Below are 12,655 nucleotides of genomic sequence, written 5' to 3'. Positions count from 1 at the left end.
TAGAGTTGCATCGGCATAATCAGCTTAAACTCGCGAAGTTAAACCCGCGGTTGGTCTATCTCGGCCCGCCTCACCTGAAAGGCTAAGGTATCCGTTTCGGTCAAGGGTTTTAGGGGCCATTTTCGCTGCGCCTTGAGGAGAGCGTTTGCTAGGATGAGGAGCTTTCGCAACAAGATGATGACCTTTGCGGGTTTGCCTGCCGCCTTTAGCGCCTGGTATTTTGCCTTGAGGTCGGGGTTGAAGCGCAGGGCGAAGGGCCGGGCATGTAGAGGGCCTGGCGAACATTGGCCCGGCCGCCCAGGCGCGGCCGCTCCATTTTGCGGAGGCCGGCGAGGCTTGCGGCCTTTGGTTCCGAGTTCCGGCATGTCGATGGTGAGTGTGCAGGCGGTGGCATCCGATGCGCCATATGCTGGTCAGGATTTCGCGGCGCTGGACAGCGTCGGGATCGGCTTTCATGAGGGTAAGCATCGTCTGATCGATATCGCTGAGTTCACGTGGATCTGCTTCCAGCCACTCGTTGTTGTGGCGCCTGAGCAAGGCAAGCGGTCAAGGTCTGGCTCTGGTGCTGGCTGCGGTGCGATCCCCGCACGGGCCAGGTGCCGATCGTGTCGACGATCCACCTCGCCGCGACCAGAGAGCTGCTACTCTCTTCCGCTGTTCATTCTGGCCTCTTCGCAATGAATGTCATAAAATCACCTGTCGCAATTAATGGTTTTTGATTTGGCTCCAGCAGCTGGCAGATATCGCCGAGAGTTCCGCAGAGAGCGTCGAAAGTTTTGGCCGCCTTCTTCCGCAGCCGCGCCTTGAGTTTTGAGCAGACCTGTCTTGATCGGGTTGAGATCGGGCGAGCATGGCGGCAGGATCAGGAGCCAGTGCCCTTTGGCCAACCAGTGGGCGGCGCGTACCTTGCCGACAATCTGGGGTTCCGAACCCGACAGTTGGTTTTCAACCCGACAGTGGCCCGCCTCAGAGCAGGCTACCGCCCTTCGGAGCAGGCAGAAGCTAATCGAGGTTCGCGGGTTCCGGTTTGAATGTGCAGGTCGCTGCGCGCCTGATCTTTCGGTCTGGCGGCACATGACAAAAACCCTCATTTTGGCCGACGATACCCGGTCAGGAGCGGGTATCGCAGTCGAGAAGCGACCCGAGCACGTCCACAAGATGTGCCGAGTTTGCAAGGTGTGTCATTGTTTCTGTCAACGTTCGAGCGACAGCGCACGACGAAACGTCTGGCATACGCCTCGTCTGGCACGCGCCTCGCATATGTTGCAGTTGCTGCTGGAGATCAGGCGATCGAGTGGGCCTTGCAATTTTCCGATTTTGATGCGCCTAAAGTCTCGTGTACAAATCAGGCTGGCGTGAATGGCCTGCCTAAGTTGCGACTTATTACAAAGGAATGGATATGGCGACTGGAACGGTGAAGTGGTTCAACAGCACGAAGGGTTTTGGTTTTATTCAGCCTGACAACGGCGGTCAGGATGTCTTTGTCCACATTTCCGCTGTTGAACGAGCGGGCCTGTCGACCCTTAATGAGGGCCAGAAGATCAACTACGAGGTGGAACAGGATCGCCGCACGGGAAAGTCCTCTGCAGGCAGCCTCAGCAAGGCTGGCTAACGGTCCGGGAAAGCCTTGGCAAGGTTCGTCATCGCCGGAACGCATTGACGGCTCGAAACCCGGGCCGGAGCATGCAAGTTAATGCCGCGGCAGGGATTGCTGGAGCCATCATGAATTACTCTGGAAATGAGGCTCTTGGACGGGAAAGGCGGGGCTCATCCCCGCCCTTTGATTCCGCGCAGATTGGGCCAACGGCTGCTGCGCGTCCGAACGACTGTTGATACGGATTTAGGCTGCGACCTTCTTGCGGGTCCGTTTCGCCGGCGCCGTGGCTGGGGCTTCCGGCTCTTTCGGTTTGCGGCCGAGTCCCATGGTCTTGGCCAAGGCGGAGCGCGCAGCGGCGTAATTCGGCGCCACCATGGGATAATCCGACGGCAGACCCCATTTGGCGCGATATTCGTCTGGGGTCAGACCATAGTGCGTCGCCAGATGGCGCTTTAGCGATTTGAATTTCTTGCCGTCTTCAAGGCTAATGATGTAGTCCGGTTCGATCGACTTTTTGATCGGGACAGCAGGTTTTTTTACAGGCACAGGCTCTTCTGCCGGTATGAGTCCAGCCGTGCCGTTTAGAGCCCCGTGCACTTGGGCGATCAGGGCAGGAAGCTCCCCCGCCGGGACGGGGTTGTTGGAGACGTAGGCTGATACAACATCGGCAGTGAGCTCGATGAGGATGTCGGTCTTGTGGGGTTCTTCTGTCATAAACTTCTCCGGGCAGCTTGAAACACAGTTGGGCGAAGTGTCGCTTCATAGTGGCGGTTGCCGCTGAAAGCAAATGGATCGACGGGTGCGCTGCTCCTCCACCATTGAAGTCTCGGCGACGCATCCCGTCATCGTCCATCGCTAAAGGCAGCGTATTGAATTATGGGAGCGGTCGCGCCCGCCCCACCATAGCGATACAGCAAGACAATCAAAAAAGCCGGTCTTTGCTTGGCCCCAAATCTTTTCTCCTTTCGTGAACGCTGAGCTGCCAAGCTGCTACAGTTCACCTCGCGGGGCAACCGTGCACAACACAGGAGTCGCCCGAGCGATACATTCTTCACTTGCCGCTTATCAGCGCTGGTGATTGCACTTTGCAGCCTGCCTCCGGACCCGCAGCGCTCACGCTGTTGGTTTTGCGCCTGCAGGCGTCGGAAGTCGGATCGCCGCAGCTAATTTCCTCAGGCGGACGAATTCAACAAATCGATTGTTTGGATCGAAGGCATCCACACCATCGATGCCTCTAGAATAGGATCCAGCTACAATCACCGTGCTGTAATGGCAGGGACGGCCAGCACAAGCGCGACACGATCCGGCGGGTCCATCGCTGCGTTACGTATTCATGGCTACTGCATCGGGCGCTCGGTCGACCGCCTTAAGCCAGGTCGCCGCATTGCGAGACGGTGACCGGCGAGGGAGAGGGCGCTCTGGCAACGAAGCGAGGCGGGTGGCCTTGCGGGTGGCCGCGTGATGTCATCCGGCTCTCCTGCCGATCTCTGCCGGCCAGATCTGGAGCAACTGTTTTGCATAGATATGGCTCTCTTCAGGGGGCCATCTATGATGGGAGCCGAGCGCGTGTTCGAGCCGGGGAACAGGCTGCGCATGCACTGTGCCCACCTATTGCGATCGTGCTAACCTTGGTTGTTTGGACTTGCCGTTAAAGGCAAGCGACAGATTGAAGTTATGCTGCACCATCTGATTGCCTGGCTCGTTTTCGAGAGCTCGCCGATACAGGGCCTGTGCCGCGTCATGCCGCCCCTCAATGTCCAAAATCACGCCCTTCGCATTCAATGCACGTACGTTTCCTGGGGCTGCAACCAAGACGCTGTCGAGCACCTCAACCGCTTCGTGCGGGCGCTTCTGGCCCACCAAGGCATTTGTAAGTCGTATCGCCGCATCAACATTGTCCGGGTGCTGCTTCACCTCATCCCGCAAAGCCCGCTCTTGAACATCCTGACCAACTTCGCGCAAAATGCGTTCGCGCATAGCCGGATCGATTTGATCGGCGCTGAGCAACTCGGGGGAAGATGTCTCCTGCACGGAAAGAGCCGGCTTTTGCCAGCTGGCGCAACCGCCCAAAGGCAGAATGGCGAGTACGGCAAAAAGAAGTGAGTTCCGGCGCAGAAACATAGGCGATGGAGAAACTGTATTACTATTCATGTTATCTCTCAGTTATCGGGGAGGCGCGTGGCGTTCAGTTAGGAAAGGTGGGACTACTCTAACAATCCGCTGTTCGATCCGTGCGGGAGTGTGACGGATCCTGCGGGGCGAATTGTAAAGTCGGAGGCGAGGTCTTGATAAGACAGCACGGCGAGATCAACCCCGTTTCGCGTCAGAAAGCCGCGGACGAAACGTCGGACATCCATCGACGTCAACAGAATAGGGCGGGTTTGACCCGGTTCTGCGTTCGAAAGGACCTGACGTATCTGTGATAGCATCGCTTCGCTTTGCCGATCCTCCAGTGCGAGATAGGGGCCTGCATCCGAATCTCGAACCGCGCCACGCATCACATCCTCGCTCTCGCGCTCGACGACCAGGGCGGACACGATGCCCTCCGTGTTGGCATGGCGGTGGCAGATCTGTCGCTTCAAACCAGAACGGACATATTCCGTCAGCAGGGCAACGTTCTGCTCACGCTCGCTCCATTCGGCCAATGCCTCCAACACGAGACGGGTGTGGCGGATTGGGATACCTTCCTCCAGGAGGCGGCGCAGAACATCGGCAATCCGAGGAATCGGCGTCGTGCGTAGCACCTCTTTCACAAGCTCAGAATATTCCTGCTCCATTCGGCCCAGGAAATGTCGGGTCTCTTGGATGCCCACCAATCGCGGTGCGTAGCGGGTCAACGCTGCATGGACGCGCAAGGCGAGGAGTTCGCCGGGAGCCCTATGCTCCGTGCCGGCGCCCGTAAGGGCCTTTGCAGGGGTATGTTCAACCGGGAGTGTGTCCGTTTTCGGCTCACGTCTAAGGGGGACACCGCTCGAGTCGACGTGCGCTACATCGGCTCGGAGCGCCATCTGGTTTGGATCTAAGGCGTCCTGTTCGACTGGCACGCCCTCGACATCAATTCGGAATTGCGATTCAGGCAGCTGCTCGTCAACCAAGACAGGGATGCGAGGAACGATAATGCCCAGATCGGCTGTGACCAGGAGCGAAACGCGCCCAATATGTTTTTGCAATTCGGCTTGATCGACCGCCTGCATAAGATCTGGCGCTAGAAAAAATGCGATCGGGAATTCCTTCGCAGGCGCGGCTTGCTTAGGCTCCGCTGCAGTTCCACCTTTCGCATCGGCAGTGCCGGCGCCCAGCACATCAGCCTTGACAATGCTTACCGCAGCGAACACTGCGGCCAGCATCAGAAAGACGGGGAGGGGAAACCCAGGAACGAACCCCATTACAACCAGGACGCCGGCCGCCAGTCGCAAGGCTCGAGTGCTGGCCGTGAGCTGACTGACCATTTCTGTACCGAGGTTGATCCTCGCCGTCCCAGTCACACGGGTGACGATGGTCGCCGCAGTAATGGAGAGCAGAAGGGCCGGAATCTGCGATATCAATGCATCGCCTATCGTCAGCAGAGTGTAGTGATGCAGTACCTCGCCGAAGGACATGCCCTTGGAGAGCAGGCCGATCGAAATTCCACCCAGCATGTTGATGCAGATAACCACCAGCCCGGCGATGGAATCGCCCTTCACAAATTTCATCGCGCCGTCCATCGCGCCATAGAGTTGGCTTTCCTTCTCCAATTCGGCGCGCCGCCGGCGGGATTCGTTGGCATCGATGTGGCCGTTGCGTAGCTCTGCGTCGACCGCCATTTGCTTGCCCGGCAGAGCATCCAGCGTGAAACGCGCCGCCACTTCTGCCACCCGTTCGGCACCCTTCGCGAGGACCATGAATTGCACCATGGTGACGACCAGAAATATGACGAAACCCACCACGATATTGCCTGAAATGACGAAATCGCCAAAAGTATGAATAATGCTGCCGGCCTCCCCCTCGGCCAGGATCAGTCGCGTCGTTGCGACCGTGAGCGCGAGACGGAATACAGTGGAAATCAAAATAACGCCGGGCAAAGAGGAAAAATCAAGTGGAGTACTGACATACAGGGCAACCATCATCAGCAGTATGGCCAACCCCATATTGAATCCTATCAGGGCGTCGACCACCACGACCGGGATAGGCATGACCATCATCGCGACAGCCAGAAGCAGCATCAACGCAACCATTAAATCCGGGCTGGCCGGCGCACGCTTGATGAAGTCACGCAGGACGTTGGCCATCGAGACACCTTTGCAATCGGTTGAGACTTACTCTGCTGTTACGCCATGAAACGTGGCTTTCGAACTCCGAAGGCGCCTCAGCCTTGGCCAGCGCGTGACCCTGCATGAGAGCCACAAGCAGGCGCGAAATGGCTGGGCAGCAAATGTTTCCAACGCAGCCAGCTTGTCAGCACCGAGCGCGACAGGATGTTTGGCTGGCCATAGAGTGCTGCTTGATGGGGCCTGCGAGCTTTCAATATTGGAGAGCAGCAATGCGGCCATTCCTGCTCAGCAGCACACGGCTGTCCTCAATACGTTCGACCACCCATCCATCAGCCAAAATGGCGCCGACAAAATACTTCTCGCTGTCGATGACAATATATGGTTGGACCCCATGCCACACAGCTTCGACCGCGATTGCGGATGGCGCCTTCTCCTCTTTGATGAGCACTCCGTTCACCAGTGTTAGAGTACCCTTGGTGCGACGATCGAACGATTGCTGAAGCTTCTGCCAGCTGATGACCGATTCAGACGTGACGGTGCCTTCGGCGGTCACAACACCCTTTGCCGACCCAATCTTGACGTCGAGAAGACCCGCTCGATCGACTTCCTCCTGCAGCTCTTGGGCCGCTGCCTCCGTAAGTTCATTGTCAGCGCGGTGACTGATCGTTCTGGACGCGACTTCAGCCCGAAGTGAATTGGGGCTCGATCCACTTGCATTGCCAAGATAGGAGATCGTGCCTGAAAGCGCGCCGATCCCGAGTGAGCTGATTATGACCATGGCGAGCACACCGATCGGTAGGCGCGGTATGCCGGTCGAACCAGGCGGCTCTGCATCCTGCACGGACAAAGCAATGGACATCTCGCCTACGAGCAGGACGACAGGAAGGGGCACAACAACGGACTGGCCTGCGGCGATATTCCGGTTGCCCTCGATACTGAGTCCGGGTGCAAGCGCCTCCAGTTCGATCGACTTGCCAAGAAGAGTTACACGAAGGTGATGCGGTGCCAGTCCCTGCTCGACAAAGACCAAATCGGCATCGAAGCCGCTGCCGATTAAACACTTTTGAAGATCCGTCTTGCCGGTCAGACCGCAATAGTGCCCCGAACGCACTTCGAAACGGAGGGAAACGGCGTCATCCACAGAGCATCTCTCAAACAGGATAGAAGCCGCATGGCAATTGCCATGCGGCTCATTTCGGGACTACGTCGCGTCAATAAGGAGACGCGCTAGGGGGCAGTCTAAAACCCGCTTCCGACATTACGAAACGCGTTCGTCGGCGGCCTTCTTGATGGTCTGGAGATTGGTCGTTAGAGTGCGCAACTGGACACTCCTTTTCGTCGCCTCCAAGCTAACATTGGTTAGTTCCTGCACTTGCGCCTGAAAAGCAGTAGCATCAGCTCCGCTTGTATTGCCGGGAGTGCCACTGTTAGTTTTATCGGTATTGCCGGCGCTACTGGTATTGGTATTGCCTGATTTTTTATTATTATCAACTGCAGCCATGATCATTCCTTTTTCTGTTGGAGTTGTGCCGTCAATAACGGCCTGTATGACCTCACGCCGGATTTCCCGCGTCAGGCATCTTCTGTGTCATCCAAAGCTTCATCGGCCTCAGCCATCGCATCGTTCGCGAATTGGAACGCGAACGATCGCAGGATACTTTGGAAGGCTTCACTTTGTGCTGCAGACTGTGAGTTGTCTTGAAGTTGATCATTTGAAACGGTCCGGTTATCCGCCCGATCGTTCCCGCCAGCTGCCTTGCCATCATTCCCACCAGCTGGCTTGCCATCATTGCCATCAGCCGGCTTGCCATCACCAGAATGCTCGGATTTCGAATCCCCATGGCCCTTTCGGATCAAGGAAGTCCCGAGGTTGCCAACTCCACTCCCAATTGCTGCTATCATCAGGTACTCCGGCATTTGCCATTGGCGGCGACGTGTTAAAGGTTAGCCTCGATCAAGCTAAGGGCGGGAGCTTTCGAGAACCTGACGGCTTTTGACAAAAACCGGCCAGCGCAAAAACGTATGCTCTGCAGGATGTTGCTCTCGCATCGAACAGTCGACCACGATCTCGGCTGTTCGGCCAATCCCGCCGTCCACGCATGCCGCGACCGAATGGCAGCCGCAGCAGCTCGTTTGCATCCTCGATGCTGTGGTGTCGAACAGGAGACACGGTCCACGTGCTGCATGACCGCAATGACCGTATTCTTGCTGGCTCCACGGGCGCACGCAACGAGCAGGAACTCGGTCTTTGCATCACCATTCTCTCGCCTGCACATCACGGCCCGGCGCGGTGAGCTCATTGGCTTCGAGAAGGTCGGCGACCGTACGAACATGGGATGGTCTGCCGGCTTTGGGAGGCCGGTGCGGATCCTCTTCTCACCATATCGAAAGCTTGAAGCGGTCGGATTTTCTTGCCCTGTTCGTGAGAACTCCCATCGTCAGCTAATCGTCAGCCAAGCGGTCTATCTAGGCCGGCCGTGCCTGACCTTCGGATCCAAAGGTCCCGTCTCGACACTTTTTGTAACTATAGATCGAAATGGTCCGCGTGATACGCAACGCACACGCTTCTCTGAAGCAAATGTGTGACTTTGTCGGTGGCGAACGAGAGGAGTGACGCATCAATAAAATCGTCAGGCACGTGTCTAGGAAGGGGAGCTAGCCGAGTTGGTCTGATTTCATTCGCTGTTCCTGGAAATCGGCGGACTGAAGCGCTGATAATCTCAGGACATCGATGGCAACGTTGCGAAAGTCCTGTGAGCTCGGGCCAATCTTGGCCTGCTACTGAGAAGCACTTTGGCGGGAACATTACGCCGTCGCGGGTCTGGCTGACCGTGACGTTAACCGAAAGATGCCGCTGGTCTCGTCAGCCGCCAGCACAATAGCAGCACATTCTCGCCTACTACGGAGACGCAATATGAAGGGCATTGGCCGACCACGGAAATCGCAGGCTGAAACTGGAGCCAGCCGCGCGGGGCGGGCGAGCAGTTCCCTTTCGCAATCAAGTCTTGCTGCGGGAGAAGGTGGACAGTCATTCGATTCCGTTGTGGAGCAGATGCGCTCTGGGGACGCCGATAGGAGGCCCTCCTCCCTTCCAGTTGCGCGCGGTCCAGGCGATGCCCGCGAAAGTCTGCCAGGCGCCTCGATTGGCGAAGATCAAATCCTGAACACACCGCGACGTGGAGCCGCTGCGCCACCACGCGGAACCGTAGCGCCACGTGGCGCAGCCGCAAGGCGGCGCGGTTCTCCCTCCATGTCTGAGGGCGAAGCCATGGCGCCGGTCGGTAGCCAACTATCAACCGCGCAGGTGGAAGGCACCAGCTCATCGTCAAATGAAGATATCAGTCCGACACAGCTCAGAATGAACAGTCTTGTTCAACAACTGACTGATTGCGAGGCTGCGGCCAGGAAAACCGACGTCCCCGAGGAGGCGGTGGAGCTGATCAGTCGGGTCGTCGATGCAGCCTCAGCAATTCTGGAGTACCGCGCTAGCCTGCCTGCGGCTGAGGCGCAGACAATTATGCCAGACGACAAGGTGCGTAGATGTTGCCAGATCGTGTGCGACGCCGCGAATGAAGTAGACAAACTTGGCCTGTCGACGATCACGAAATTGGACAAAAAGACCAAGAAAGCGGCAGGTATGGTCGATAAACTCTACTCCTACTCCCAGGCGGACCGGCAGGAGCTGTTGATTTTAAATGTGGAGAACCACCATACGGCGGCAATTAAGTGGTGGGAAAAAAAGGCATGGCGCTCCGAACGGCAGCGATCCGCCTGCGCTGCCACCGCTAGCCTATCCAGTGGAACGCCCGTGATGCGGGAAGCCGAGCGGTGCGCACTGCGGCTGCGTGCCGGCTCGGTACTGAGTGTCAGGATCTGGCTGGTCCGTGAGCGGATCGGTCTTGCGCGGGCCAAGATTGAACTGCGGGCGAGCAGGTTCGAGCCAGATTTGAAGGAACTCCTCGTCGGTCGAAATGGAGTGGTGCAGCTGATGGCAAGCGCCGCTCAAGAAGCTCTTCGCGCCCTCTCTTTGGCGAAGGGCATAATGGATGATGGCAAAACACTCAACGCTCATGATTGCGCGGTTGTAGAAAAAATCATGGAGCGGCTTTCGGATTTTGGATTGGCGTTGCACGAGGTGCATACCAAGCTAAGCCATACCTACCCAGATGCCGGCCTCCCATTGAAACTGTTCGAACGGATCGTGGACGATGCATGGATCACTGCGCACGATGCCATGCACTTGTTGAACCTGCAGTCTCCGCCGTCAGCCATCATGGCGCCACAGGCCCAGGCGGGCGCTGCGATGCCGGCCAGGGCAGGCGCTGCGATACCGGCTGACACTGCTGGTACGGCTGCAGTGTCAGAAGGCACTACAGCGCGAAGGAAAGGGAAGTCAAAGCATAAGTCGGCAGCTCGCGCCGGGACTTCTGCCGCCGGGCAGCCATCAACACCAGTCGCTGCGAACGCCGGCACAGTGCCAGCAGCCAAGGTTCTCGCGCGCTCGGATCAAGTTGCGAGTACACAGGTGAGAGCGCAAGAGGTGGCTGCGAGTTCGTCGGGGGCAGGCTCGACAATCGGGGGCGCCGCGTTGTCAATGGAGGTATTGACGGAGCGGCTCAAACGATTGGACGAACTTTTGCAGTTCGATCTGGCCGGTCAGCAAAGCGTCGTCTCCCAAGTGCGCCAGATGAAGCCTGAGGAGGCCGGTAAGGTCGTGGACGATGTGGCCCAGTACCTGCGAGCCCAGGCCATTGAGATGCAAACCTGTCTCGCCGGGTTGCAGGGGCGTAATGTACGCCTGCTACTCACCTCCACCCAGCTACCCAAAGTGCACGAACGCACAGACCAGCTCAAAGGGTTGCTGAACATGGTGCTGGGACAGGCCAACGCATTGAATGAAGGAAAAGCCGGCATTACGACTGATTGCATGAAGACCTACGCATTTCCGGCGCAAAAATACCTGGAACATTTGTGCAATGCCGACGAATTGATGCCGCCGGAGGCACCGGTCGCGCTGCGTGGCGAGCCAGGAAAGCTGTTTGAGATGAAGCTGCAGCCCAAGATGCTGGTCAATGGTGCGATGCCGAGCCCGATGTGGGTGCACATCCACACGAGTCGCCCCGTCATGGCCAGAAACTTGGAAGGGCTGGCTGATTCCGAATTCACCGCTTGCCACGTTAAATCCAACGAACAGCGCGGCTACAATCGAGAGCGAGAGGAAGCCGATGCTAGGTCCGGTCGCGAGAAGGTCATAATTCATCGCGGCAAACTCACCCCCGCTTTCTGTAAGTCCTTGTTGACCTCAGGGCTTGGCCGCCAACCACGCCATTCGCGTGCCGAGCTCCCGTCGGCGCAGGCTGCATGACAGGGCACTCAGAATGCGGCCGGCCACGCTGTGAGTCAGCGAGCATTTCTCCTGGCCAAACCGCGAATGCCGCTGCGCGAGTTGCGGTCCGGCGATTGGAGTCGATCGGCTACCGTCAGGGCCGATTTGCGATGTCGCGTTACCGGCTGTTGACGTGGCGGCGTATCTTGCCTCCCATCCAACTTATCGCCGAGATCGCGCCGCCAAGATCGAGGCGGAAGGTCTTCCTGCGAGCGCGGAGCAGGCATAGCCGATCCGATCGGGATCGGCGCATCGCAACGACCCAACGGTGTGGTGGAGAAAATTGGATTCGGGAGAGCTCGGTTCCAAGAGGCGGAGTTCCGGCCCGAATACAATCCGCTCGCAAGCACCCACGATGCGCATCCGCAGTTTATTGTCTGGGAGATGGGCTGGATTGCTCGGCGGCGCTGGCGCTAAGGCGGGGCTGTCGCCGGACAATTAGCATTCACTGCCAACAGCCTTGCAACCGTCACCAGTTGCAAGGCTCGGCGGCGGGTCGACAAATCACATGAAATCGTCGTCGGACCCGCTATCGCTGCTGTCGCTATCCTCGGTTTTGTGGAGATAGAGTGGAGGTTTGCCTGCACGCTGCCACTCACCGGCACTGTTCTTCGTCCATTTGTCGGGATGCTGCGTAGGGTCAAGCACCAGGTCGCCATGATCCACTTCAACAAACCCCATCGTCTGCGCGCGCGCTTGTGCTTCCGGATTAGCCGCACGCCAATTCAGCAACGGTCGGTCGCCGTCTATCCGAAGTTGATGCTCCAGCAGAATATCGCCCGCATTTTCGACGAGCGGATGGGCGACTTGAAGATCCACTATGGAAGTGACCTCAGTTCGACCAGGAAATTGTTCCCGCCAACTTTCCGATTCGAACTCGTTCATGCTGAATCCGCCTTCCATTCTCAGCAGTCCGGCACTCCGGTCTCCCAATTGGTAACTGAAATATCGCGCATGCTCCGTATCTCGACGGATGCCATATTGCTGAGCAACGTCCGCGGTGCGCCTGGCTCGTGACGATACGAACTCCGAATACTCTTGAGGATTGTCGGCGATGTGCGTGATTTCATCACCATGAAATTGCCTCACCTGTCTCCTGAAGGAAGTCCTGTTGATCTCCACCACAGGAGGTCGGGAATTGAGGGAGTATGCTTGGGGAGCCGCCGATGATGAGGCGCCGCTACCTTCCGATCCGGATAAGTGCATTCGGGCAAATGTGTCCGCGAACCCTTCGCTTCCTGCATCCGATTGCTCGCCGGCATTATGCGCGCGGTAACTATCGGATGAGCCACCAATTCGACCATACATGACGATTCGTACTCCTATGTTTCGCAACCGAGCTCAAGTTAGCACGGCTGTTCAACATAGGGCGCTTAGTTGACGACTAGCTGACGAGGGCATTCCAACGGCTGCACCAATCAA

The 12,655-nt window shown here is 57.7% G+C and carries 9 protein-coding genes and 1 pseudogene; 2 read left to right on the top strand and 8 right to left on the bottom strand.

The genetic code is table 11. The features are described 5' to 3' along the window. Window positions 1-658: 658 nt before the first annotated feature. Window positions 659-875: pseudogene (locus tag EN955_RS35400) on the bottom strand (transposase); the annotation flags it as partial. 524 nt (window positions 876-1,399) lie between these two features. On the opposite strand from EN955_RS35400, the gene EN955_RS15980 reads away from it, so the two are divergent. Continuing rightward, window positions 1,400-1,612, top strand: coding sequence for a cold-shock protein (locus EN955_RS15980; protein ID WP_008874821.1), 213 nt, complete (start codon window positions 1,400-1,402; stop codon window positions 1,610-1,612). A gap of 228 nt (window positions 1,613-1,840) precedes the next feature. Here the strand turns inward: EN955_RS15980 and EN955_RS15975 are convergent, their stop codons facing one another. The 6 genes from EN955_RS15975 to EN955_RS15950 all read right to left on the bottom strand — a co-directional run bounded on the left by EN955_RS15975 (window position 1,841) and on the right by EN955_RS15950 (window position 7,749). Beyond that, window positions 1,841-2,311: a MucR family transcriptional regulator gene (locus EN955_RS15975; RefSeq protein ID WP_024505385.1), complete on the bottom strand. Its 471-nt coding sequence runs from the start codon at window positions 2,309-2,311 to the stop codon at window positions 1,841-1,843. Window positions 2,312-3,205: 894 nt separating this feature from the next. After that, window positions 3,206-3,748, bottom strand: coding sequence for a tetratricopeptide repeat protein (locus EN955_RS15970; RefSeq protein ID WP_081714429.1), 543 nt, complete (start codon window positions 3,746-3,748; stop codon window positions 3,206-3,208). A gap of 53 nt (window positions 3,749-3,801) precedes the next feature. After that, entirely contained in the window at window positions 3,802-5,865 is a 2,064-nt protein-coding gene (gene sctV / locus EN955_RS15965) for a type III secretion system export apparatus subunit SctV (RefSeq protein WP_024505383.1), read from the bottom strand. A gap of 232 nt (window positions 5,866-6,097) precedes the next feature. After that, entirely contained in the window at window positions 6,098-6,988 is an 891-nt protein-coding gene (locus tag EN955_RS15960; protein WP_024505382.1) for a hypothetical protein, read from the bottom strand. A gap of 117 nt (window positions 6,989-7,105) precedes the next feature. Then, a complete protein-coding gene (locus tag EN955_RS35395) occupies window positions 7,106-7,348 on the bottom strand; it encodes a nodulation protein NopA (RefSeq protein ID WP_224570034.1) in 243 nt (80 codons plus the stop codon). A 71-nt stretch (window positions 7,349-7,419) separates the two neighbouring features. Beyond that, window positions 7,420-7,749: a hypothetical protein gene (locus tag EN955_RS15950; protein ID WP_081714433.1), complete on the bottom strand. Its 330-nt coding sequence runs from the start codon at window positions 7,747-7,749 to the stop codon at window positions 7,420-7,422. Between the two features lie 1,348 nt (window positions 7,750-9,097). Here EN955_RS15950 and EN955_RS15945 point away from each other — a divergent pair. Next, window positions 9,098-11,212: a hypothetical protein gene (locus tag EN955_RS15945; protein ID WP_032899689.1), complete on the top strand. Its 2,115-nt coding sequence runs from the start codon at window positions 9,098-9,100 to the stop codon at window positions 11,210-11,212. 525 nt (window positions 11,213-11,737) lie between these two features. On the opposite strand, the gene EN955_RS15940 is transcribed toward EN955_RS15945, so the two are convergent. After that, entirely contained in the window at window positions 11,738-12,541 is an 804-nt protein-coding gene (locus tag EN955_RS15940; protein WP_024505378.1) for a hypothetical protein, read from the bottom strand. Window positions 12,542-12,655 lie beyond the last annotated feature (114 nt).

The organism is Mesorhizobium sp. M7A.F.Ca.CA.001.04.2.1, from assembly GCF_003998485.1.
Lineage (GTDB): Bacteria > Pseudomonadota > Alphaproteobacteria > Rhizobiales > Rhizobiaceae > Mesorhizobium > Mesorhizobium ciceri.
Note: the sequence above shows the minus strand (reverse complement) of the source record. Positions and strands in the feature narration are given on the sequence as shown.